The following is a 25,340-nucleotide window of genomic DNA, read 5'->3' as shown; positions in this document are numbered from 1 at the left end:
AATTAATGAGAAGTGTCAAAGTCAACTCCCAAATCTTTAAGTAAGACTGGTAGGATTTATAACCGATATTTTAGATATGTTTATTCTAGAGTATTTTTATTTTCAAGGAGAGAGAAGTATGGGTAAGCTAAATGCTAGCAAAATGAGTGAAATTGCAACAGAACGAGCGAAACGAACCGAAAAACTAAGAGTCCTAACCTCAACTCCTTTTGACCTGGATAATAAAGAACATACAGGGGCATTAAAAAATTACATCGATAGTTTTGAGCTTACTGTAAACCAAATGTATCTTTTTCAAGCGATGAGCGCTGGTTTAACTACTTGGGGAGGCTCCTGGATTGTGGGGTTTTTCTTGCCTATTCCAGACTTTGCTAATTATTTCTTAACCGCGGTTCTTTATTTCGGAGTTGCCGGGTATATTCTTGAACGCTTTAGCATGACTGATTTTTTCGAACAACTCGCAGAAATGAAAACCATTTACAATTGGTGTTTAAAAAACGGTCAGGAGAACTACGGTTCAGCAGCAGATAATACCCAGAATTTAGCCTATCCTGATATCCAACGCATGATCAAATTAATCTCTCCGTTATGTAGTACCGAATTTATGCTTGCATGGCCCAAAGAGGCTAAAGAAGAAGATCAAAAAGGCGGATTATCCAGTGTCCTCTCCACGGGGTATAGTATAGTATCCTCTACATTTTCCTTATTTTCTTCTTCAACAAAACCCAAAATTGATCTAAACCGTATTCGTGAATTAAAGGTTAATGTAGAAACACGTAATTTTGATGTGGGAGTATTTAATGGATTGGAACAAGCGATTAAATATTTTGCAACCAGTCCTGACTTCAGAGAACTAATGACCGCCAAAATAAGACAACCAGTTGAGACGGTAAAACAAATGGTACCCAGTGCGATCATGGGAGGCTTTTCGCCATCCAGCTTTAACTAATCGTTGAATGTGTCAGCCTTTGCGAGGCGTTTTTGAATCAATCAGATGTTTTATAATACATTTCAACGCCTCACGGTTTGCCCTCGTTGTTGTATATCTTCTATACTCCCTCCGTCCCGCGGCTTGTCCGCGGGATCTAGAAATACTGCTCTGTGCCTCGCTTTCCGGATCCTGCTGACAAGCTGTGGGATGCAGAGCAGTATATTTGAGGTTCGGTCGGGATCCTGACGAAAAGGACCGTTTCCTGTTTATTTTTAATTCAGTTTAAATTCCACCCTCAATTTTTCTCTATGTCCCGTCAAAGGGAATAAACCAAATCGATTAAGATGGCCTGTGTGATACGGCGATAAACCATTGAGCATTTCAGGGCTAATTTCATAACCTTCAGTTTTCATCTCATTAATTACATTTGTCATATTAGCCACAACATGCAGAATAACAGCATTAGCGGCCAAACGACCAAAATTAATAATTTTCTTTTGGCTCCCCTGTAGATTATCTTCAATAGTTCCATCATGCCCGAATGCTACCCAATCAATGAAGTTATTAAATTCTTCACTTTTGCACGTTGCGGCATGAATAACCCGTCGCAATTCAATATCGTTGATGTAATTGAGTAAGAAAATTGTTCGAATTACTCGGCCTAACTCACGAAATGCCTGATAGATCTTATTCTTACGGCTTTGCGTGCATAGCTTACGTAAAATAGTTGATGCTTTAATTTTACCATTTTGAATGGACATCACTACCCGCAACATATCGTAGTAATGCGCCTCAATCAACACCCAATCAATCTTATCATGAGTAATTAAGCTATCAATATGTTTAAACGTGACGCCTGATGCTGTAACCGGTCTGTAATATTTTAGATGTTTGAAATTGCGAATTCTTGGCATCAATTTAATTGCAAGCAAATAAGCAAAAGCAAACACTACCTCACTTTGAGCACCTGTATCACCATGGATTGTTTTGGGCTGAATATCAGATTCATTATCAATAACGCCATCAAAAATATAAGTCGCTTCGTAGACACCGCAAGGAATAAAATTACTAAACAGTGCAATGTATTGATCAGAAACGTGGTAATAACCAATACCGCCATACTGTCCATAGCGAATATGGTGCTCTGCCAGTAAATTATTGGTGTACATGTTCCAATACGTTCCATCAACAGAGCTGCTATCACCAGTACCCCATGACTTCGGTAACTCGAATTGATTATAAATATTAATCAACTTCTCTGTTGCTTTACTTAGCCGGTAATCGGTCACATGATGGTTAAATACCCATGCAATTTGTTTACGGCTATATTGTTGTAAACAACGTTCTGCTTGAACGGGGCCAACATTACAGCCATAGGAAAAAGTAGTGGCTACGAAACGCATGCCATAATCTTTGATTTTGGCATCATAACCTGACAGTGGTTTAAAAAATTTGCTAATAGATAGCCATTCTTCAATATCCCTGTAGACGTCAACGATGTTTGAGAGGGGTAATCGTGCTGAAACTTCATCAACAAAAGCAGTAATCGCTTTATCCTCTTTTTTGGTTACTGCACGTTTTAAAACTGGCTCTCCATTTTCAATACTTAGATATTCATTGGCCAGGAAACCACTGTCTGTTTGCATTGCTGCTTCAAGATGCTGGTCTTGCAAACTTTTAATAAACTCAGAAGGCTTGCTTGGTTGCTGAATTAAGCCACAATACTCATCAACGCCGGCATAAAATTCTTCCCAGGTCATCAATTGTTTATTTGGATCGTCATAATGATTAGCGCCTACCAAAAACATGTCCGCACAGTGGATTTCATCTGCTAACGCATTAAAAACAGCCATTTCGAAATGTTTTTTATTGACCACCATGATCTCATCATGTCGCTTGTTATTCGTAACAAAATTAAACCATTTATCACTGAGCCAGCTTAATTGATCAAAATCATTAGCAACGATGGGAATCATCTTTTGTTTGCTTTGACGATGCTCGATAATGAAAGAAGCCGCCTGCTCAAGTGATCTATCTTGAGATGCAGAGCGCAATGTTAATTGCTCCAATAACTGAAATAGTACATACCTCTTGTTTTGATAGAGCTTTACCATAAAAGGCAAATAATTATTTCCTGAGTGTGCTAAATATTGTTCACATTGAATAATGGTTCCTTCTTTGTCTTCTGGAAAAGCTTTTTCAATAGCATCCAATCTTTCTGGAGGTGTCCCAGTAACCTTTGATGCTAATAACACGTTATACAGAATTTCAACTAATCGGTCTGTTTCATTTTTCTTGGTTAATGTGTAAGCATCTAATTCCTGACTGGCTTCATGTCTCATTTTACGCATCCAGCGAATCAATACACTTGCAATGTTATCCAAACCATTTGCAAGTTTAAAATGAAGCATGGTAACTGCTAAAGCATAACGTTTATTTTGCTTTAAGTCCTTCATGTCTGAGCTATCCAAGGCAGTTGATTCTTCAATCAATTGCTCTAATCGATGAGCCGGAATTTCATCAATAGCAGCTGGTGCTTTAGAGCGCCAATCTTTTAATTGAGCTAAATTCTCTACGAAGGTTTTGACATTCTGAGTAGTCGGTACTTTCATTTCCTGTTTTAAATAAGCCCATCGTGTTGTGGCATTATCTAGCGCAAGTTCTGTATCAAACAATGTATCGAGAAATATTTTTGACTCATCACTAAGCTTAGCGGTGATTCGCTCATACAATTTAGTACTGGTAAGCACTCTAGCGGCTCTAGCCATTCGTTCCAATGTAGTAAAACCGGGCAACTCGAATCGCTCCTTGACAAGCGTTTCAATCATGTCATTAATAATATCAGCCAACCCTTCTTTGAAAACCGCAGACTTTAATGCACTTTGCTTCATACAATCCCGTTGTTTATGCTCATCATCTGATATGTTAAGAAATTGCAGAATAATTTTCCGATGTCTTTTTTTAGAGCTTGGTGCATAACCAGTAAGTACCGGATTATCAGAACCTCCTAATGCTTTGGAAACATAGCTGATGATTGTTTCAGGAACATCTTTCAGATTAATTGCATAACCCAAGCATTGATAACATTTCAATGTGACTATAAAACCTAACTTATTAATGGCTGATGCTGAGCGTGTGCTTTCTTCCATCAGCATTATTTCATCGAACGTTGGTTTGAAGTTTTTCTCAAGCTCTGTTGGTGAAGGATGTGGTTTCAATCTGGGATAGGCGGTTTCATGTATTGCAGTCATATTAAATTTTGGTTATCTTTACAGCGGCCGAAAACAGTAGTTTATGGCCATGCTAAAATCAAGACTTTTGATCCTTATATTTAAAGGGTTTTCGATAGACGAATTTCATGGGGTTTTTGGCCAGGTATGAAAGCAGGAATTTATGCCAGAGTTTCAACACATGACCAACATACGTTGGATATGCAAATTGAAGCTATGAAAAAATATGTCAAGGCTAGGGATTGGCAAGTTGAAAGTGAAATTACCGAAATTGGTTCTGGAGCCGAAGATAAGCCAAAACGCGGAGAGCTTATAAACCAAGCAAAGCGGCGACAAATTGATGTGATTATTGTTTGGAAGTTAGATCGGTGGGGTCGATCGGTGAATGATTTGTTTTACACACTTAATGAACTTAATAGCCTTGGAGTTGGATTCATATCATTAACTGAAGCCTTAGACTTAACTACGGCAACGGGGCGCGCAATGGCTGGTCTACTGGCCATATTTGCAGAGTTTGAACGGGAAATTTTACGGGAAAGAGTAAAAGCAGGTATAGCCCATGCAAGGGGCAAAGGTAAAGCGCATGGGCGACCTGCGACAGCAAAAAAATTTGAAAAAGAAATCATTGCATTATTTAAAGATGGGTTAAGTCAATCAGCAATTGCAAAAAAAGTGGGTATTGGCCGAACATCGGTAAGGAGAATTCTCTCTGCTCAATAAAGAGCCTTTTGTCAAATTAATCTTAACCTATAGGAAAATAAAGTGAATTCTTCTTTTCAAGAACTATCAGATGAAATTTATGAAGTAAAACAGGATAACCTAATTTTTAGCAGTGATAGAAATAAACTCAATATTACTTATTTACATGAGCAATTATCGTCTTTTTATTGGGCTAAAAACATTTCATTGCACCGCTTAGCAAAATCTCTGCGTCATTCTGTATGCTACGGATTATATGAGGGCTATAGTAGGCAACTTGGATTTGCAAGAGTAGTAACTGACTTTTCCCAGGAAGCAATGCTATGCGATGTTTTTATTGATCGTAGTTATCAAAATCAAGGATTGGGTAGATTTTTAATAAAAAATGTCCTTGAAAGCCCAATTACTAAAGAGTGTTTTCGATGGGTTCTACTGACTCAAAGATGCTCATGCTTTTTATCAGCAATTTGGATTTACTCAGAGCGAATTAGCCATGTTTAGATTGACAGAATCTAATTATTAGATAGCGAAGGAGTTAGTTATGATTTCTCATATTGGAATTTATGTAGAAAACTTGAAAAATAGCAGCGAATTTTATATTCCATTACTGGAAGCAATAAACTGGGAAGTCATAATTAAAAATGACTTTTGTGTTGCTATGGGTAAGGGGAATATACCTTTTTTTGAAATATATACCGGGAAACCAGCTTCATCACCTATCCATATTGCTTTCGAATGTGCATCTAAAGAAGAAGTTAAAACATTTTATAATACAGCTCTTCAATTAAACGCCAGCGATAATGGGAAACCTGGTTATAGAGATTATTTTCCAGATTATTATTCCTCTTTTGTAATTGATCAAAACGGACATAATTTAGAAGGATTATATTTTGGAAAGTGAGCAACCATTACAGTTGTATTAAAAATGCACATGAAACGGGCCTTTTCGACAGGATCCCGGCCGAACCTCTATTTAAAACTTATACCTTATTGGAGAAAAGAGCGGAGAGTATATTTGCATAAAACACTTTTTTTATATTTTCCATTGCAGTCAGCGCATAAAAATTTTTTACGTCATTTAATAAATCACGCATTAGATTTTCAGAAAACACTTCTACATCATTTAAATGTTTTAATTCCTTATAAACTGCAATAAGCTTTATTAATTAATTCCACATTTGTATCTGATTTTAATTTCTTTAATTGTCTGGTTTGAGTGCTGTTTACCTTGTCTCTAGATAATATTGTTATGACACAGTCAATATCTTGACTTAAAATAAAACCACTAAAGACACTCTTGTTTTTGCGCCACCAATTATGGCCTTCACGCGGATGACCAGTATATCCAGAAGACGCTATGCTCGGTCTTATAAATCATGCCGTTCTACCACGAGTTGTATATTGATCAAATACTTCTTGTTCAACATAGTCGTGTAGCGCTAATCGTTTATAGGCCTGAATGAATCTCTTCTAGAAATTGAATAAATGCGTGTATCTTTGGTGGAATTATTCGGCTTTGTGTGAAAATGGCATAAATGGGTGTGTCTGGTGGATTAAAATCAGATAACAAGGTATATAATTTACCATTATTGATGTCCTCATTGATAACAAATTGGGGTAGTCGAGCAATCCCTTGCCCATTTAACACCGCTTCTAAAAGTACTGGTACGCTGTTAGAAAAAACCCTTGATTTAACAGCAATAGTTATTGGCGTATCTTCATCGTAAAAGGGCCAATGGTCGATGCTCCTTTCGGATGAATATACTAAACAATGGTGCTCGTGTAGTTGTTTTGGTGTTTTAGGTTGACCATATTGTTCCAAATATTTTTTTGATGCACAAATTACCATACGATCAGAACCAAGCCGTTTGGCTACTTTATCTAAAGGAGGTTCATGAGTTATTCGGATTGCCACATCTATTTTTTCTTTTACTAAATCGAGAAGATCCCCACAATGCTTCATTTCCAGGGATATGTCAGGATATTTTTCGAGAAACCGAGATAAATTGGGTGCAAGTAAATAGTCAGCATAACCTTTAGGCGATGTAATTCGTAAAGTTCCCTGCGCCTTATTTTGCAATGAATTCACTGTATTTTCGACAAATTGTAATTCATGGATTATTGATTCGGCATGTTTAAATAAAGCTTCTCCAGCAAATGTAAGTTTAATCGATCGCGTATTACGGTGGAGTAAGGCCGAACCAACAAGTCGCTCTAAATCAGTTACTTGTTTACTTATATGAGCCTTGGAACAATTCAAATGATTTGCGGCTTTGGTAAAACTCATGAAATCAGCAACATAATAAAAAATCACCAACTGTGAATAAGATTTTTCCATTATTGTTCTCACACGGAAACTAATAGTTAATTATATGCCAATTGTTCTATCAATAAAACAATGATAGCCTTAATGGATTGTAAATAACCAAATTTATTTGTATTTAATCCAGGGGAGCATAATGAAACGAAGCATAAAAGAGATGACCATCGTATGGAGAAAGTAAAAAAGTTCGCTTATTGGCATTTTTTCATGCCGATTATTTTTGTAATTTTGTATGGTTCAGGATTTGTTGGCGCAAAATTAGGTCTTCCCTATGCTGGGCCTCTAACATTTTTATCATTACGCTTTATCTTTACGTCAGCCCTACTTTATATAATTACCCTCTTCGTGCGTGCGCCATGGCCACGAAGACAGCAGGAAATCGGGCACATTATAATAGCTGGATTTTTGATGCAAGGTGTATTCTCTATAGGTGTATTCGAAGCTATTAATTTAGGAATTTCACCCGCTACCACTGCGTTAATTATTGCATTACAACCGATTTTGGTTGCCTTGGGTGCAGCTCCCATTTTAGGAACAAAAATACGACTGCCACAATGGTTTGGTTTATTACTGGGTCTACTTGGAGTTTTGCTCTTGGTTAGTCATAAATTAACCTTTAGTCATACCCACATAATTGGTTTAGCAATGAGTTTTTTAGGACTTTTCGGTTTAACGGCTGGTAATCTTTATCAAAAACGCTTTTGTTCACACATGAACATATTTAGCGGAGGGATGATCCAATCACTGACAGCTGGTATTGCCGTTTTTGTGGGTGTTTTTCTGTTTGAATCTATGCACGTATCGTGGACAAATCAGTTTATATTCGCGCTCGCCTGGATGTCTGTAGTCGTCTCTATCAGTGCACTTAGTGTTCTTTATTTATTATTAAGACACGGTGATGTGGCGCAAGTGGCTAGCTTATTTTATTTAGTACCTGTCTCAACTGCTATTATTGCATTCTTTATTTATAACGAAGCTATCGACATGCTTAGCATTGTTGGTATTTTTATCACTGCACTTGGGATTATCCTCGTTCAAAAACACGGATCATTACAAACTGTATAAAAATCCAACCGAATAATGTGATCAATATCTGTAAAGACCCCCTAGAAATTGATTTATTCAATAGCGTCCCAGCAATGGAATGCTTAATTTTGCTGTTCGCTTATAATTTTCTCAGTAAAATGACTACGCAGATAAAAACCTCTTGGGAGAGTTTTTATTTTATTACCTTCACTATCGTAGCCATAACATAAGGATTTTCCATTCGCAGCTTTGGGTCTTACTTGCAAGTACTCTCCTGCTGTAGCATCTATTGTTTCAAGTTGTCCTGTGCTTATTTGCAAGGTCAGGTAATTCCAATCGGCAGCAAGTATCGACTCTTGATGCAGATCAGGCGACCATACAAATCCCCGTCCTATTCTTCTTTGGGCGTAGGGAATATCGGTATCTCCTTCAACAGGAATCCACAAAATACGCTTTAATTTGGCATAGCACTGGGATGATTTCCAATTTTGTTGATGAATAGTCAGTAAAGGAATGGAGGTAATAAAAGTCGATTCAGTAGGCTTTCCTGAGCGTGCAATGGGCAATGTTTTCAGCTCTATTCCAAGGTGCTGAAAATCAGGCAAGGATTTATTGCTTGCATCAGCTCCTAAAACCAGTTCAAGTGCCTGTCCAACCCATCCTTTTCTGTGATTTGGGTTTGATGGAATAAATAGTTCTAAACTCATCCCTAATTGGCCAAAACTAAGACCTTCAATTGTGGTACAGCGCTCGATTAACTCTTTTTCAGTCTTCGGCGGGATGTTTTTTAGGAAAGAAATCACCGTGCCCTTCTTTAAATTCCACTGTAATTGGTTCTATAGGCGCTCTAACACCTGCGGCCTTGAATTGAGCCGTTATGGCAAAAAGAACTTTTGAGCGCACTTCAAAACGAGTATGTTGTTGAACATTAATAAAATAGCGTGCTTCAAACTCAATTAAGGCCTCATCAATTTTCTTAAGAAATACTTGTGCAGGTGGATCAGGAACTATCTCAGGAATAATAGCGAGTACATCAAGGATTAATTGCTGAATCATCACGGGATCATCAGCACGACTGACTTTAATAGGAACTACTGTCCTCACAATGCTATCTTGAAGAGTCCAATTGGTAAATGGCTTATTAAACGTTTCAGCATTGGGTATTAAAACCTCCATATTATCCCATGAAGAAACGCGCATTGAACGAATGCCAATATGAGTCACTTGGCCTTCATATTCACCAAGAGTAATTAAGTCCCCTTCTCGGACAGGTCTTTCAATAAGAAGCATAATGCCTCCAACTATGTTGTTGGCAAAATCCCTTAAGCCAAATCCCATACCTACTGCAAGTCCCCCTAGTACCATTGACATACCGCCAAAATCAAGCCCCAGAACGTGTAAGGTAATAAAAGCACCTAATAAAATAATGGCGTATTGACTAAATACAGACAGACTATTACGAATTCCGGCATCCTTGGCATTTTTATACAGCCAGCGATAACAAAACTCCCGAGTCCATTTCGATGCCCAGATAAAAAGTGCCAACACAATAAAAAATTCTATAGTACTTGCGACAGTGATGTGAATGCCCGTTAAATTGACAATGGTGTACTGAGCCAGTTTTTCCAGACTGACCATGACCAAAGAGTCAGAGTGCCACCCGTAGAGCTGGAATAAAATAAGCGCACTAAATAAAAGCAAAATAATACGAAGAATTTTATCAATGGGTTTTAAGAATACTTCTATCCATAGCCATCCATTGCGTAAAGATGAAATCATCCATTCAGAAAAGAGCTCTAATGCATCAAAAAGCAGGCCTCTCGTAAGAATATACCCAACCAGTACTAACAAAAGATAAGCCTGATAACGACACATGGTCCAGGCTAAATTGACAAAACCTAATAAACCGATGATTGCCGTAGTAAACAAAGTGATAGGAACGAGAATAACCAGCAATGAAATTGCATTCTTAAAATATCTCTTTTTATATTTTAAGAATGGTCTTAACAGATAGGGAATCACGTCCTTACTTTTCCATGCCACTAAAGAAACAGCCAAGATAAACAGCATAAACAGTCTGTTAAAGATATCTTGTAATAATAAAGATAACGGCAAGATATGACTAAAGACCATGAAAGCAGTAGTCCATCCACCAAATAAAAATAGCCATTTTAATCGATAATATAATTTTACATCCTTACCAGATGAATCCGAGATTCGCTCCAGTAGCCCCAGGCGTGCAATTAAAATGAGTAGCCTAAAAGTGAACCAAACAGTAATTAAATTAAATAATAATTGATAGTTGGCAAAAGAAATATTAGTAAAATACAACACCGACCATAGCATAATAAACAAACAAAGATAGGGGATGTTTCTTTGCACAAGGGTCAATGCACCGTCATAAAGATATCCTGCCAGTCTGTAGCGTTCTTTGTCATTGCTCAAGGTTTTTAAGAACCGATTCAGCATAAAAAAAACACCAACTGACAAAGCCAGTATCACCCACAAAATCGTCGCAGGAAGTGTATCCAACCAAGTATAACTATCATAAACTTTCAAGGTTAAGGTTTTTAGATATTTATAGAATAGGTTCGGAATATCTATTAATTTATTAAGAATAATAGGTAAACTATCCAAATTATATTCAGCAAGACTTTGGCGGGAAGAAATAAGTTTTTTTAGTTGATTTTGAACTTCATCCAGCTCTTTTAAAGCTATCTTTTTCTGCAAACTGACATCTGCAAGCTGAATATTTAATGCTTTTTGCAACGAAACAAGGGACTTCTTCAAAGCGGGATTTACTGAAAGATTGGCTTCGTTATTGAGCGAAACCAACATTTGTTGTAATGATTTTTCAATATTAGAATATTGCTTAATGCCCTCTTTATAGGTGTCACTCACCGCCTGTAACGTTTTGGTATCTATATTTTTAAGCAATAAAATCTTAGCCTTAATTATCATTTTTTGTAAATGTAAGGCATTTATATTTTGATGAATAAGCGCAATATGCTGATTATTAATGAGTAAATCGACCTCGTTTCCTATTTGTGCATTGGAACTGTTATCTGGACGCTTTTTATCATGATTATTGATGTTACTTTGATAAAGTTGACTCAAATCATGATTTAATTTGGTCTTTTGGGATTTAATTTGAATCAGTTTTTGTTCTAACTCATATTTTTGCTTCCACAGTTGCAATCCCTTTATTTGGTCCTTCAATGAAACCTCAAACTCTCTTGCCAACACTAAGTTTTCATTAATCAGTTCAATTGTTTTTTTATTCACCGTAAGTAAGGTTTCTACCTTGGCTACCCTTTCCTGGATGCTTACTTCTGCACTGGCAAGCGGTAATTGCTGCAAATACTTTAATCTTTGCTTAAGATTTATTTGTTGTTTATTTTGATTATCAAGAAACCCTTCCAGACTCTGAATTTTAGCGCTAGTCATCGTCAGCATGGATGATATGTGCTGCATTTTTGCGTTAAATTCTTTCTCATTTTGAGGTAAGGTATTTTGCTCCGCATTATTAATAGCGATCGTTAGATGAGTCTTCTCTTGCGCCAGATATTCAATAAGCGTTGCTTTACTTTCTTTGTTGGGGACGGCCTTAACCGGTTTAGAAACGGCGCTGACATGAGTGCTAAATAAGAAAAATAACAAGAAAAAAAATAACGGAAAGCACCACCAACCCTTTAGGCTGGTGGTGCTTTGAAATGAGTTATTTTGTAGTAATTGTCGGCGCAAGTCTGATTCCTAATTCAGTAAGTTGTGCATTGCCCGTAGGCGACGGAGCACTGGTTAACAGACATGATGCAGTCTGCGTTTTTGGAAAAGCGATGACGTCTCTGATCGATGTTGAATCAGTAAGCAACATCGCTAACCTGTCGATACCTAAAGCAATCCCACCATGAGGTGGTGCGCCATATTGTAACGCTTCAAGGAGGAAACCAAATTTATCCTGGGCCTCCTGTTCATTAATTCCAAGCAACTGAAATACAGTTTGCTGCAAGTCAGATTGATGAATACGAATAGAGCCACCACCAATTTCATAACCATTGATGACTATATCATAGGCTTTTGCTAATGATGCAGTAGGGTTAGAACGCAATGCCTCTGGAGATAACTCTTGAGGAGAGGTAAATGGATGGTGCATAGGCTGTAATTTATTATTTTGATGATCCATTTCAAACATGGGCCAGTCAACTACCCATAGTAATTTCCATCCTTCGCTTAACAGCTTTCTATCTTGCCCCAGTTTAATTCTTAATGCGCCCATAGACTCATTAACGATATAGTTTTTATCTGCACCAAAGAAAATGACGTCGCCGGATTGAGCCTCAACACGATTTAAAATTGCTTGAATGGCATCTTCTGATAAAAATTTCAAAATAGGAGATTGTAATCCAGCCATCCCGGCAGCAAGATCATTAACTTTGATATAAGCAAGCCCCTTAGCCCCATAAATACCAACGAACTGTCCATAGCCATCCAGATCTTTTCGACTTAAATCGCAGCCATTAGGTAATTTTATGGCAACCACTCTACCTGCCGGATCGTTAGCGGCAGCAGAAAAAACATTAAAATCACAGTCTTTTACCAAATCCGCCACATCAACTAACTCTAAAGGATTACGCAAGTCAGGTTTATCACTGCCAAAGCGTCGCATTGCTTCTGCATAAGACATTCTTGGTAATTTTTCAGGTAGCGTCACATCAAGAATTTGCTTGAATACATCCTTTAACAATCCCTCGATCAGAACCAGAATATCTTCTGCATCAATAAAGGCCATCTCGATATCAAGCTGAGTAAATTCAGGCTGCCTGTCAGCACGTAAATCCTCATCTCTGAAGCAACGCACGATTTGATAGTATTTATCAAATCCCGACATCATTAATAATTGTTTAAATAATTGTGGCGATTGGGGTAATGCATAAAATTGTCCTGGATGAACTCTTGAAGGCACCAGGTAGTCCCGAGCGCCTTCAGGAGTAGCCTTGGTTAGCATCGGTGTTTCTATATCCAGAAAATCTTTTTTGTTTAAATAATCGCGAATACATCGGTTTAAATTGTGTCTTAACGTCATTTTATTTTGCATGACGGTACGACGCAGATCGATATAGCGATATTTATAACGCAAATCTTCATTTACGATTTGGTGATCATCAGGCAAAAATGGAGGCGTAGGTGACTGATTGAGAATCTCAAGCTGGGTTCCAATGACTTCAACACTCCCTGTGGCCATTTTGTCATTGACCATTCCCTCAGGTCTTTTGCGCACTATGCCTGTAACGCGGACAACAAATTCAGACCGCAACTTTTCGGCAATAGAGAACGTGTCTTTATTTTCCGGCTCATAAACAACTTGCAACAACCCGGAGCGATCACGAATATCTAAAAAAACCACACCACCATGATCTCGTCTATTATGTACCCAACCACAGACGGTGACTTCCTTATTTAAACTTGATTCATTCACTGCAGAACAGTAGTGTGTGCGCATAAAACCACCTATTTAATTTTTATTTTGTTTGTAACTAATGGCATGGCAGTATTAGACTGCATGACGCCTAAAGAGATTGTAAACTTCAATGCCTCATCAATACTCATGTTCAGTTCAATAGCCTCTTTTTTGGGAATCATAACAAGAAACCCGGATGTCGGATTAGGCGTTGTCGGTATAAACACCGAGAGCATTTCATCATTTACTTTCTTACTTATTTCAGAATTTACGGCTCCGGTTTGAAACCCGAGAGTCCACATCCCATGGCGAGGATACTCTATTAGTAACACTTTGCGAAAAGCCTCGCTATTAGTCGATAAAATAGTATTAAGTACTTGTTTAACAGAATTATATATAGAGCGAACCAAAGGAATTCTTGAAAGCAGTGACTCTCCCCAATTCATTAACCTCTGGCCCAAAAAATTCGTGGCCAAAATTCCCGTACTCACCAGTAAGATCAATGACAATATGACGCCAAGGCCTGGAATATGTATACCAAATAGCTGTTCCGGTTGATACCCCTTAGGAACTAGAGCAAGTGTATTATCCAGTAAATCAATGATGAAACGAAGAACCCCCATAGTGATGAGAATGGGTAACCATACGACTAAACCCGCAAGTAAGTAACTTCGTATCGAGTTATACTTCACTCAGAATCACCTTTAGTTGATTTTGCTGTACCCGTGGCAGCAGGATTATCCTTGGCTGTAGCATTACTGGTCTTACCGGAGTCTTCTTTTTTACCAGAAGCATCCTTGGGTGCAGTACCTTTGGTTTTAAAATCAGTAGCATACCACCCTGTTCCCTTGAGCTGGAAACCTGCTGCAGAGACCAGTTTAACCACTGAATTATTAAAACATACAGGACATTGCTTCACAGGTTCTGCAGTGACTTTCTGTATTAAATCAAAATGATGATGACAACTTGTACATTCATATTCATAAATTGGCATCGAAAATAACTCCATTCACTTCAAATAACATTAATTGAACAGTCGATTATAGCTAACTAACAGCGTATGGACAACATTTGTCGCATTTTATATGGGTTAAGGTGTTGGAATGAAATGAATTTATGTCCGGAAGTAATTTTTTGAGGATTATTCTTTAAGCTTTTCAAACAAAACTCTATCAATTGCTTCGCTATGTTCGCAACGACGGGATTGTCCAAACCCACAACATGCTTTATGTATGCGGTAAAATTTATGAGGGTCCCTCAATCCCAAACGCAGCAGGTCGGGAAAGATGAATTGTCAAAAAGGCTCTAGAAGAGTTCCTGATTAACCTCTGAAAGTTCACCAAAATATGGGATAGTAGCTAATAAGGGAAAATTCAAAATGCTCTTTAGAGTTCTTATATTATCTGATAACGCCAGCATTTCAGGGTCAAGGCAATTAGCTATCCATCCCACACATTTAATTTTATTAGCTTCTAAAGCCGTTTCAGTAAGCAGTGCGTGATTAATGCAACCTAATTTTAATCCAACAACTATAACTACAGGAATGTCCGTCTCCTTTAAAAAATCAATCCAGGTCTCCTTTTCATTTAAGGGAACCATTAGCCCCCCTGCTCCTTCAATAAAAAGGGATTCAACGCCTGGTAATTGTAAATTCATACAATAATCGGCTATTTCTTTTATCGATAAACAGATTCCTTCTTCTTTCGATGCTATATGGGGTGAAACAGGTAATTTAAATCGCCAGGGATTAATCACATTCAATGATAAAGGACTACTTTGCTGTAAATGTTGAGCATCTGTACTCACTAACTGATTTTCTATCACCACACACCCACTGGCTACAGGTTTTATTGCTGCAGCATTGGCAAAATATTCAACCAGTTTTGCTGTGACATAAGTTTTGCCACAGTCTGTATCGGTACCCGTAATAAAATATCGTTTCATTGGATAAACTCTAATACTTCCTCAATAAATAACTCAGTGTGCGATAAAAAGGGCATATGAGCGGCCTTGTTAAAAAGAACATATTTAAAATCTGGATAAAGAGTCTGCATGGTATTCATGGTTTTAACCGGTGTAATGGGATCAAGGCGCCCAAACATGAAGCATGTTGGTTGGACAAGATTTTTTACTCCCTCTCGCAAATCCCATGTGTCTAAAATAGTCAAACCTTTTGCCAACCCCTCTGGGCTTGGCGGCGCGCCTGGAACAAACTTGAATTTATTTTTATTTAATTGTAAGGCAATAAAGTCATGCAGTGTTTTATTAATATCAGTTGATAGATTTCTATAAAAATTAAGAAACACTTCTTTGGCCACGCCGGGCCATAAAGCATCAGTAATAAATCGGGGGGATGAGCTTATATTTAATAGACAACGCACTCGATGAGGTTCTTCTATCGCCAGTCGTGTCGCATAAAGTCCTCCCATAGACCATCCAGCTAAAGCAAATCTAGGCGGCAGCTGCTCGAGCAAATGAATTTTAAAGTCATGCCAATTCATCATGGGAGTCAAGCCAAAACCCGGCAGATCAACTAGCATCAATTGATAACGGTCTTGAAGAAAAGGAATTAATGGTAACCAGATTTGATTATCAAATCCCCATCCATGAAACAGGACCAAGGGAGTTCCTTGTCCGTAGCGATTAATGTGTATATTCATAAATAGCATGCAACTTTTTAAACAATTGTTGAATTTGCTCGGGCTGATGACGGTAATTAAGAATAACTCGCAAACCAGTAGACTTTATATTGACTGTTGGCGTCCTTATAGCCGAACAACTAACCCCTTCTTTTTTCAACTCCTGAGCATAATGAAGCGCTAAATGAGGGCATTGCAAATGCAATTGTTGAATGGGCGTTTCAGAATCAATCCATTTTAGCGGTGAGTCGTTGATCTGCTCCTTAAATAATTTAATGAGCTGGACTAATTTTTGGCGCCTATCGTCAGCGCAGGCCACAACTTCTAAAGTTTTTAATAAGCCATAACTCAAAGCAGGACTAATCGCTGTTGAATACACTACAGAACGACCTGCTTGCAAAAGAGCATTAATCCATTCTTCTTTTCCAGCAATCAGTGCCCCTTGCGCTGCAAAAGCTTTACCTAAAGGAATAACTCGAAGAGGAACTTCTCTTTGAGATAGTCCGTGGTAATCAACAGAACCTTTTCCTTGATTTCCCAAAACGCCAAAAGAATGAGCCTCATCAACCACAAGTTCTGTTTTGTTATTAAAACAGAGCGAAGAAATGGTCGATAACGGCGCAATTTGCCCACTCATACTAAAAATTCCCTCAGTCAATAAAACAGAGTTGAGAGCAACGGCTTTCAGTTTCTGCGCCAAATCATTCATATCATTATGCCGATAGCGAGTATAACTTACTTGCGATAATGCTAATCCGTCATAAACCGAAGCATGTATGCTTTTATCTATTAAGCAATATACTTTAAGTAAACCTAGTAAGGCGGTAATAGCCAAATTTGCAGCATAGCCAGAAGAAAATAAAACACACGCATCTACATTCAGCAGATCTGCAAAAGCATGCTCAACTGCCTGATGATTAGGGTGGTAACCACTAAGCAACATTGACGCGCCACTTCCCGCAGGATAAAAGGCATATCCATCCTGATATGCCTTAGCAATACGTTTATCCTGGGTCAACGATAAATAATCATTACTATCAAAATGAATCAATGTTGAATTGGCAGGTTCGCAAACTTGCCTGACTCTCAATAATCCTTGCCGATTTAACTGCTCAGTATATTCTTTAATTTTATCATTCAAACTCATCTATACCATCTCAGTCAAACCAAGTTTATTAAACAGAGCTTTATCTTTAGCACGTTGGGGATTTTCTTCTGTCAATAATTTATCCCCGATGAACACTGAGTTTGCGCCAGCGTAATAACATAGAGCCTGCAGCTCATCACTCATTTCAGTTCGTCCTGCTGTAAGGCGAACAACACTTTTGGGCATGAGGATTCGGGCAGTAGCGATAGTTCTTACTAACTCAATACCTTCAACTGGTTGTGCTTCTGCAAGTCGGGTTCCTTCCACCGGTATCAATCTATTAATCGGTACACTTTCCGGTGGGACTTCCATATTAGCAAGGGTTAATAAAAATTCGATGCGATCTTCACGAGTTTCACCCAAACCCAAAATCCCGCCACAACATACATTGATTCCAGCAGCGCGAACCGTATTGAGCGTCTCGAGACGATCACTGAATTTACGAGTGGTCACTACTTTTTCGTAATAAGACGGTGAGGTATCTATATTATGATTATAGAAGTCCAACCCCGCTTCTTTCAGGCTTTCTGCTTGCTCCTGATTCAACATGCCTAGGGTCATACAGGTTTCCAAGCCCAAAGATTTGACTCCTTCAATCATTTCTTTTAATTTAGGCATCGCCTTATCAGGCACACAGCGCCAGGCAGCTCCCATACAAAACCGTTTTGCCCCTCCGTCTTTTGCTTCCTGGGCACTTTTGAGCACTTCCGCTACTGACATTAATTTTTCTTTTTCCACATGGGTTTTAAAATGACCGCTTTGAGAGCAATAGCCGCAATCTTCGGGACAAGCCCCCGTCTTGATGCTTAATAAAGTGGCAAACTGCAAGGAATTAGATTCATGATGTTGCTTATGTATTGTATGAGCCTGATGAAGTAAATCATTAAATGGCTGCTGATAGATTGCAGTAATCTCAGAAATTGACCAGTTTTTTTTAGCCTCAGTCACAACGTCCCCCTTTTATTCATAATAATGAACATGATAGAGTGGTGCCCAAACTTGTCAACCAATTTTTTAAATAATGGTCAACGTAGAAAAATTAATCTCAAGGAATTTAAAGCATATTTGGCACCCCTGTTCTCAGATGAAAGATTTTGAGATGTGTCCTCCTTTAGTAATTGAACAAGCTCAAGGCAGTTATCTTTACACGAATCAAGGTCCATTAATTGATGCCATTTCGAGCTGGTGGTGTAAGTCTTTGGGACATGGACATCCCGCGGTAATTTCCGCAATTAAAGACCAGTTATCGCGTTTCGAGCATGTCATTGGTGCAAATACTACTCACCCTGCTCTAGTTGAATTAGCGGAGCATTTAACAGAAATTACTGGTAAGCAACATGTTTTTTTTGCCAGTGATGGGGCTAGTGCTGTTGAAATTGCAATGAAGTTAGCACTGCATGCGAATCAAATTAAGGGGCATAAAAATAAGAATCAATTTATTGCGCTTAAAAATGGATACCATGGAGAGACGCTTGGAACAATGAGTGTCAGTGACTTGGGTATTTACAAGGAACCGTACAAATCCTTTGGTGTTCCCTGTTATTTTGTTGACAATATTCCCTATGTAACCGGAATAAATGATCCTTTGTGGCGCTGTTGTGATAATGAATGGGATGCTATTGTGGCTCAATTAGACAAAATCAGTGACAACGTCTGTGCACTTATTGTAGAACCGATTATTCAAGGCGCAGGGGGAATGTTATGCTACAGTGCTGATTTTTTAAAAAAAATATCCTTATGGGCAAAATCAAAAGGTATTTATCTGATTGCCGATGAAATCATGACTGGACTTGGACGAACCGGACAATGGTTGGCATGCGATCATGCGGGAATTGAGCCTGATTTAATCTGCTTATCGAAAGGACTAACATCCGGCTCCATTCCATTCAGTTGTGTCATGATTGATAGTTCCATTTATGATCTTTTTTATGGAGATTACAAAACAGGGAATTCATTTTTACATTCCCATACCTACAGTGGGAATCCTTTGGCAGTAAGTGCGGCCTTGGCGACAATTAAAGCAATGCACCATGAGGACATCATAAATAAGGCACAACGCCTGGGAGAAACCATGCTAGATTACCTCAAACAGGTGGCTGAAGAGTCTGGCAAGTTAAACAATGTCAGAGGTGTTGGTGCCGTTGTAGCAGCTGACCTCGCCGAGATAGGTGATTACCGTATAGGCAATGAGGTGTATCAACAAGCATTAAAATATGGTGCCCTTATAAGACCGATAGGAAAAACACTATACTGGCTTCCCCCTTTAAACACGGAGAGTGAAATTATTAGGAAATTAGCGAAAATAACACTAAACTCTATAGATGCAGCTTATACGAAAGCGCAAGGCTATGAGTAAATTATTTCAACAGTCATCACTGATAATTTATAAACGATTCACTTTCCTTTGGGTTTTAATTACGCTTCTAGTGCTTTTAGTGGCCCTTTATAGAAATTGGCAAATTAGTCTGGAAAAGTCATATCAAAATATTTCAGAAACAGCGATTAAACTCAGCAATAATACGGACCGATTGATTGAAGATCTCTTTCAGGAAATTTATACATTACCCGCTTATGAAAAAAATTTCTCAGATTGCCAAGAGGGATTAGCTCCTTATCTGGAACGAATTCCTTTAAATGATCCTAAAATTGCAGGATTAGTAGTTAGTGATAACACCAAGCTGCTCTGCTCCACTTTGAGTGATACCACGGGGCTTGTTTTATCCCATGCTCGTCCCAGGAGCATTTCAGGACCATATAATCTCTCTATATTTGATCAGCCAGTTTATTTTATTCAACAGAAAATGGGACATTATGATATAGGAATCCTCGTCCTTTCCTCTACAATTAAAAATGTACTTTATCCCTTAGATGACAGTGTCAACGCGGTTGCACTTTATGATAACTCAGAAAGAAAAACTATTTTAAGAATTGAACGTAATCCTGAGCGCTCAGGTTGGATATTTAATAATAATCAAGAAGACTTATCTTTGCAGAAGGATCAATCTCTATTTGCGGTGGATAAGCTTTATAGCATAGATGGAGTTAAGGTGATGGTTTTTAAGGATGAAAATACCACACTACGTCATTTAGGATATAGAGAGACATTAGTCAGTTTAACCATCTTAATCATTTCGTGTTTATTGTACTTTATAACGAAAAATTTCATCACTAAGCGTTATTCTTTGCTTGGTGCGATGAAATCAGCATTAAAAAACAAGGAATTTTATCCAACCTATCAGCCTCTTTTTGATAAAGAAAAAAAGAAATATGCGGGAGTCGAAGTATTATTACGATGGCAAGACAAGAAAAATCAAATAATTATGCCTGACTTATTTATTGAAGAAGCAGAGGCTAATGGATTAATTGTGCCAATTACTTTACAAATTATAGAAATAGCTTTTAATCAAACTAAAGCTCTTTTAAATAATTACCCTGATTTTCATCTGGCTTTTAATATTTCAGCTTTGCATTTTACTGATCCCACTTTTTTTAACAAATTTAATTTACTAGTTGAACAATATGTCATCTCCCCTACCCAAATTATTTTTGAAATAACTGAAAGGGATCTATTAGATAAAAATAATGGTATTTTCTTCGATAAAATGCGGGAATTGCGTCAAGCAGGATTTTCTTTAGCTGTTGATGATTATGGTACGGGACATGCCAGCATCAGTTATTTACATCATTTTCCCTTTAACTATCTGAAAATTGATAAATTATTTATTCAAGCTATTGGTACAAAAGCGATTACAGAGTCTTTAAATGATGCCATTATTAATATGGCGAAACGATTAAATTTGATTATTATTGCTGAAGGTGTTGAAACAGAAGAACAAGTTAATTATTTATCAGAAAATGGAGTAAGATTTCTACAAGGTTGGTATTTTTCAAGAGCGCTATCCATCGAAAAATTATTTGACCTGTTACAAGGAGAGGAAAATGAATCACAACTTTAAATATTATTTATTGTTGTTCTTATTGGGTTGCGGTACCGCAGCATCAGCACCTTTTTTAACTAGAGGGAACTATTGGGTATGTACCACCCAGGACAATGCAAACCAGCAATGGTCAGCAAAAAGCACTTATCAAAAGGCAGCGCTCAACTTTGCCTTTGCAACATGCAAGAAAGAAAGTAAAAATCCTTTAAGCTGCAAAGCATCCATAGCCAACTGCGAGGGATTTAATCAAGGTATGAGTACTAGACCGATGTGGCGATGTACCGCATTAGATCAAACGGCAATGCCCTGGCAAAGCAACTTTTATTCACAGCGTGATGATGCTGCTCTTGGAGCCCAGGCTTATTGTAGAGAAAAAAGTACGGTCCCTGATACCTGTTATATTAATTTAGTAACCTGTGCGAGTTTCCAAGAGGGAGTTAGAATGTAATGGTCTTTGCCGTTGGATTAACTGGTAATATAGCCAGTGGGAAAACTACTGCTGCTAAAATTTTTGCAAGCTTGGGAGTAGAGGTTCTTAGTGCAGATAAGGTCTCTAAAGAATTAACAGCCAAGAATACGCCTACTTACAAAGAAATTATTGCACATTATGGCCCTGAGATAATTCTTGAAGACGGTGAACTTAATCGCAAGCGCATGCGAGATATTATTTTTTCTAACCCCGATGAACGAAGATGGTTAGAAAATCTGCTGCATCCGCTTATTCGTAAGAATCTGGAGAAACAAGTTAATTTATGCATTACCCCTTATTGTGTTGTTGAAATTCCCTTGTTGCTTGATAAAAAAAAATATCCTTATCTAAATAAAATATTAGTCATTACTGCACCGCAAGAGCTGCAAATAGCTCGTGTCATGGAGCGAGATAAATGTTCGAAAGAACAAGCCCAAGCTATTTTATCTGCCCAGCCTGACGATAATTTACGTTTAAAAAGCGCCGATGATGTAATTATTAATGCTGCTGGTCTGAATGTCTTAAAACATGACTTGGAAAAACTACACTATAAATATCTGAATGCTTTATAGTATTTAAGAATAAATTCAAGACTTAAAACAGATATAAGTAACAGAAGAGTTGCAAGACACAAGATATCTTTTGTTTTCAATGACTTTTATGTTAGTCTATGCGCAAAAAACTGACTTTCGCACTGTGATATTTTGAGTCACACATAGGTCATAAAGAGCTTCTATAAGCAACTTTCGTGTGAAAGACAATGAAAATCTACACTGAGATAAAATACTGAGTACCAAAGTCGGATCATGCTAGGATGGCCAGATTATATGTATAACGACACGATTACTTTTCAATTAGCCACACATTTTTTATCAAGAATTGCTTTACGCTTAGAGTTTTTATTTAAAACTATCAATCAAGCCTGTTATGAATCTCATGAAGTCATCCACCGCTTTGCCTTAAAACATATTATTGAAATTGTTGATGTTATTGAAAAACCAGAATTAAAAAGCAGATTTCTTAAAGAGTTAATTCGCATAGAACATGTATTAAAAAAAAGTAACTTATTGGCTAATACCCTGTTATTTGATAATTTAGCGACTCAAATTCATGCTTTAAATCATGTTCCCGGTCGCTTTAGTAATTCAATACACAATGATGAGTTTTTAAAAACGTTAAGGCAGATTCATCATCCCAATACTAAGGAATGTGAGTTTAACTCGCCTCATTTAGTATTATGGTTTGACTCAGATCCTTTACTAAGACAAAAAACGATTAATCAATGGGTGCACTGTTTAAAGGATTTGGAACAAACAGTGACAGTTTATTTATCACTTTTACGAGAAGCAACGCAATATATTCCAATTATTGCATATAACGGATTTTACCAGCATAGCATCTCTCCTAAATCAGTGAATCATTTGATTTTATTAAAAATGGATAAAATAATGGGCATTATCCCAAAGCTACAGCTAGGCCATCATAGTTTAACAATCAGGCTGTATGAGTTATCGACTACCCAGGAAATTCGCGATAAAACCGTTAATATGGAAATTGCGTTTTGTCAGATATGAACAAGAGAACTAATTGTAAATGAAATTAATAACCTTAAATATCTGGGGAGGACATCTTAGAAATCCTCTATTAAAATTTATTCATGAACATCGAAATGTAGATATTTTCTGTCTCCAGGAGGTCTATTATAACGCCCACCGGACCCTTGTAGATAAAGAAAGAGAGTTAAGTCTTAACATCTTTGCTGACTTACAAAGACTACTTCCAGACCATCATGCTATTTTTAAACCCGCAGTTGAAAATGTTTATGGAGTTGCAATGTTGATAAAAAATAATATTGATATCATTGGTGAAGGTGATATTAATATCCATCAAAAACAACATTATCCAGGCATAGGTTTAAATCACGATAGAAATCTGCAATGGGTTGAGTGCGGGGTTAATAATAAAATTTATTCAGTTCTTAACGTACATGGCCTATGGAATGGCAAAGGGAAAAAAGACACACCTGAACGAATCAATCAATCTCACCGCATTCGTCAATTTATGGATACAATCAATACTCCCAAAATCTTGTGCGGGGACTTTAATTTAAGACCTGATACGGAAAGCATGCACATATTGGAACAAGGAATGCATAATCTAATCGTATCTCATAATATACGGTCAACACGTACCCGCTTTTATTCAAAAGAAGAAAAATTTGCGGATTACATCCTGACTTCGCCGGAGATTATAGTTAATGAGTTTGCGGTTATGAATGATGAAGTATCAGATCATTCACCTTTATTGATTGATTTCAATTAGATTATTGATCAACAAATGTACTCCTTAGTGGCTTAACTTAAAGGAAGCCTGGGTGAAGGCGCAGCGCCGGGATCAAAACTTGATTCGAGCCGGATTCCGCTTTTCGCTCGAGACTTAAGTTTTTCCCACAACTAAACTGGAGTATTTTACGTGCCGTGACTTGTTCGCGGCATCCAGAAATCAAGTACCAGACTGGATCCTGCGGACAAGCCGCAGGACGTAGACCTACAGAAGATTGGTACAACAAGGCAGCTAAGAATGTCAAATGTAGATACGGTCTTTAAAAACAAACTCTTAATGAACATTAAACTTGCTTTTAAAGACCGTATCTACAATTTTCCCTTAAATTTAGGCTACTGCGTGAATGCTTACGAAAATTGAATGGATATACCAGTTCCCCAATAATAACTAAATCCGTCAAGGACACCACTAATACGATGCCCAGCTTCCAAATCGATTACTATATTCTTTTTTATCTGATATAGAACACCTGCGTCCGTAATAAAACCACTTCCTTGTTGTGGTCCGGTTTTACTTTGACCATATATTTCTCCATAAATACTAATTTTTTCTTTAGTCCATGATAATACAAGATCTGGATTAATACTGTTGTAACGCTGTCCTCCAGCATTAATTGATAGAGTTTGTGAGCTTAGGCCAAGCATACCAGACAAACTGATTTCTGAAGTAATATTATAACTAAAAAGACCATTAAATATTCCTCCGGCCCTTTCACTCCCGAAATTGACACTTCCGGAAGGAAGAATGAGATAGCCGTCAATCGCAATAACCCATTGCGTACTTGCTGCAATCTCATGTTTAACTCCTAAAGTTGATGGATCATACCCCTTATAAGGCAATACCGTTTGATGAACATAGTTAGGAAGAAAAATATTAAATTCAAATCGATCTGCCAAGCCAAATCTTAAAAAAGCTTCAGGGAAATTTTGTTGCCTTCCGCCACCTAAAAGTGTCAGATCTTCATATCCTGATTCCAAAATAACGGTCTTATCAGGAGTCACGCAGGCGCTATCAGCAAAAGATGGTCGATCAATAATCGCAAGTAAATTTGTAGGTCCACCACAAGGAGTATCATTGGAACTTATGGCATCAAGAGGAAATAGCAGAGTAAATAATAATATAAAGTAAAATAACATT

General features: G+C 37.7%; 23 protein-coding genes. 11 read left to right on the top strand and 12 right to left on the bottom strand.

Annotated elements, in window-relative coordinates:
* Positions 1 to 118: 118 nt before the first annotated feature.
* Positions 119 to 949 carry a hypothetical protein gene (locus LOX96_RS09430; RefSeq protein WP_250421217.1) on the top strand — a complete coding sequence of 277 codons (831 nt, stop codon included), beginning with the start codon at positions 119 to 121 and terminating at the stop codon, positions 947 to 949.
* Between the two features lie 254 nt (positions 950 to 1,203).
* Here LOX96_RS09430 and LOX96_RS09425 read toward each other — a convergent pair whose 3' ends face one another.
* On the bottom strand, positions 1,204 to 4,182 hold the full coding sequence (locus tag LOX96_RS09425) for a Tn3 family transposase (protein ID WP_250421216.1): 2,979 nt from the start codon (positions 4,180 to 4,182) through the stop codon (positions 1,204 to 1,206).
* Between the two features lie 126 nt (positions 4,183 to 4,308).
* Between LOX96_RS09425 and LOX96_RS09420 the strand changes: the two genes are divergently transcribed.
* Genes LOX96_RS09420 through LOX96_RS09410 form a run of 3 tightly spaced genes read left to right on the top strand, consistent with a single transcriptional unit; the run spans position 4,309 to position 5,761 of the window.
* Entirely contained in the window at positions 4,309 to 4,881 is a 573-nt protein-coding gene (locus tag LOX96_RS09420) for a recombinase family protein (protein ID WP_250421215.1), read from the top strand.
* A 42-nt stretch (positions 4,882 to 4,923) separates the two neighbouring features.
* Positions 4,924 to 5,361, top strand: a complete 438-nt coding sequence (locus LOX96_RS09415; protein ID WP_250421214.1) for a GNAT family N-acetyltransferase — start codon at positions 4,924 to 4,926, stop codon at positions 5,359 to 5,361.
* A 40-nt stretch (positions 5,362 to 5,401) separates the two neighbouring features.
* A complete protein-coding gene (locus LOX96_RS09410) occupies positions 5,402 to 5,761 on the top strand; it encodes a VOC family protein (protein WP_250421213.1) in 360 nt (119 codons plus the stop codon).
* A gap of 546 nt (positions 5,762 to 6,307) precedes the next feature.
* On the opposite strand, the gene LOX96_RS09405 is transcribed toward LOX96_RS09410, so the two are convergent.
* Positions 6,308 to 7,198, bottom strand: a complete 891-nt coding sequence (locus LOX96_RS09405) for a LysR family transcriptional regulator (RefSeq protein WP_250421212.1) — start codon at positions 7,196 to 7,198, stop codon at positions 6,308 to 6,310.
* A gap of 153 nt (positions 7,199 to 7,351) precedes the next feature.
* On the opposite strand from LOX96_RS09405, the gene LOX96_RS09400 reads away from it, so the two are divergent.
* Positions 7,352 to 8,248, top strand: a complete 897-nt coding sequence (locus tag LOX96_RS09400; RefSeq protein WP_250421211.1) for a DMT family transporter — start codon at positions 7,352 to 7,354, stop codon at positions 8,246 to 8,248.
* 83 nt (positions 8,249 to 8,331) lie between these two features.
* On the opposite strand, the gene mutH is transcribed toward LOX96_RS09400, so the two are convergent.
* From mutH to bioB, 9 genes are all read right to left on the bottom strand, one after another.
* Positions 8,332 to 9,012 (bottom strand): DNA mismatch repair endonuclease MutH, encoded by a 681-nt coding sequence (gene mutH, locus LOX96_RS09395; protein WP_250421210.1) that lies wholly within the window; start codon positions 9,010 to 9,012, stop codon positions 8,332 to 8,334.
* Positions 8,975 to 11,953 (bottom strand): mechanosensitive ion channel domain-containing protein, encoded by a 2,979-nt coding sequence (locus LOX96_RS09390; protein ID WP_250421209.1) that lies wholly within the window; start codon positions 11,951 to 11,953, stop codon positions 8,975 to 8,977. The genes mutH and LOX96_RS09390 overlap by 38 nt, the downstream gene beginning before the upstream one ends.
* Complete coding sequence (aspS, locus tag LOX96_RS09385; RefSeq protein ID WP_250421208.1) at positions 11,928 to 13,709, bottom strand: aspartate--tRNA ligase; 1,782 nt, start codon at positions 13,707 to 13,709, stop codon at positions 11,928 to 11,930. Before aspS ends, LOX96_RS09390 begins: the two co-directional genes overlap by 26 nt.
* An 8-nt stretch (positions 13,710 to 13,717) precedes the next feature.
* Complete coding sequence (locus tag LOX96_RS09380; protein WP_250421207.1) at positions 13,718 to 14,359, bottom strand: DUF502 domain-containing protein; 642 nt, start codon at positions 14,357 to 14,359, stop codon at positions 13,718 to 13,720.
* Positions 14,356 to 14,661 carry an FmdB family zinc ribbon protein gene (locus LOX96_RS09375; RefSeq protein ID WP_250421206.1) on the bottom strand — a complete coding sequence of 102 codons (306 nt, stop codon included), beginning with the start codon at positions 14,659 to 14,661 and terminating at the stop codon, positions 14,356 to 14,358. The genes LOX96_RS09380 and LOX96_RS09375 overlap by 4 nt, the downstream gene beginning before the upstream one ends.
* Before the next feature lie 311 nt (positions 14,662 to 14,972).
* A complete protein-coding gene (gene bioD, locus LOX96_RS09370) occupies positions 14,973 to 15,611 on the bottom strand; it encodes a dethiobiotin synthase (protein ID WP_250421205.1) in 639 nt (212 codons plus the stop codon).
* Positions 15,608 to 16,327: an alpha/beta fold hydrolase gene (locus LOX96_RS09365; RefSeq protein ID WP_250421204.1), complete on the bottom strand. Its 720-nt coding sequence runs from the start codon at positions 16,325 to 16,327 to the stop codon at positions 15,608 to 15,610. The genes bioD and LOX96_RS09365 overlap by 4 nt, the downstream gene beginning before the upstream one ends.
* The gene (locus tag LOX96_RS09360) at positions 16,311 to 17,453 is read right to left on the bottom strand and encodes an aminotransferase class I/II-fold pyridoxal phosphate-dependent enzyme (RefSeq protein ID WP_250421203.1); all 1,143 of its coding nucleotides are present in this window, start codon (positions 17,451 to 17,453) and stop codon (positions 16,311 to 16,313) included. The genes LOX96_RS09365 and LOX96_RS09360 overlap by 17 nt, the downstream gene beginning before the upstream one ends.
* Entirely contained in the window at positions 17,454 to 18,401 is a 948-nt protein-coding gene (bioB, locus tag LOX96_RS09355) for a biotin synthase BioB (RefSeq protein WP_250421202.1), read from the bottom strand.
* 73 nt (positions 18,402 to 18,474) lie between these two features.
* Between bioB and bioA the strand changes: the two genes are divergently transcribed.
* From bioA to LOX96_RS09325, 6 genes are all read left to right on the top strand, one after another.
* Positions 18,475 to 19,809, top strand: a complete 1,335-nt coding sequence (gene bioA / locus LOX96_RS09350; RefSeq protein WP_250421201.1) for an adenosylmethionine--8-amino-7-oxononanoate transaminase — start codon at positions 18,475 to 18,477, stop codon at positions 19,807 to 19,809.
* Positions 19,802 to 21,409 carry an EAL domain-containing protein gene (locus tag LOX96_RS09345; protein WP_250421200.1) on the top strand — a complete coding sequence of 536 codons (1,608 nt, stop codon included), beginning with the start codon at positions 19,802 to 19,804 and terminating at the stop codon, positions 21,407 to 21,409. The genes bioA and LOX96_RS09345 overlap by 8 nt, the downstream gene beginning before the upstream one ends.
* On the top strand, positions 21,393 to 21,839 hold the full coding sequence (locus LOX96_RS09340; protein ID WP_250421199.1) for a hypothetical protein: 447 nt from the start codon (positions 21,393 to 21,395) through the stop codon (positions 21,837 to 21,839). The genes LOX96_RS09345 and LOX96_RS09340 overlap by 17 nt, the downstream gene beginning before the upstream one ends.
* Positions 21,839 to 22,432, top strand: coding sequence for a dephospho-CoA kinase (gene coaE, locus LOX96_RS09335; protein ID WP_250421198.1), 594 nt, complete (start codon positions 21,839 to 21,841; stop codon positions 22,430 to 22,432). The genes LOX96_RS09340 and coaE overlap by 1 nt, the downstream gene beginning before the upstream one ends.
* Before the next feature lie 255 nt (positions 22,433 to 22,687).
* Positions 22,688 to 23,434, top strand: coding sequence for a cell division protein ZapD (gene zapD / locus LOX96_RS09330; protein ID WP_250421197.1), 747 nt, complete (start codon positions 22,688 to 22,690; stop codon positions 23,432 to 23,434).
* A gap of 19 nt (positions 23,435 to 23,453) precedes the next feature.
* Entirely contained in the window at positions 23,454 to 24,182 is a 729-nt protein-coding gene (locus LOX96_RS09325) for an endonuclease/exonuclease/phosphatase family protein (protein WP_250421196.1), read from the top strand.
* 368 nt (positions 24,183 to 24,550) lie between these two features.
* On the opposite strand, the gene LOX96_RS09320 is transcribed toward LOX96_RS09325, so the two are convergent.
* A complete protein-coding gene (locus tag LOX96_RS09320; protein ID WP_250421195.1) occupies positions 24,551 to 25,339 on the bottom strand; it encodes a transporter in 789 nt (262 codons plus the stop codon).
* Position 25,340 lies beyond the last annotated feature (1 nt).

Origin of the sequence: Legionella maioricensis, from assembly GCF_023618015.1 — a bacterium.
Taxonomy (GTDB): domain Bacteria; phylum Pseudomonadota; class Gammaproteobacteria; order Legionellales; family Legionellaceae; genus Legionella; species Legionella maioricensis.
The sequence above is the reverse complement of the archived record's forward strand: the minus strand, read 5'-3'. Positions and strand labels throughout refer to the sequence as shown.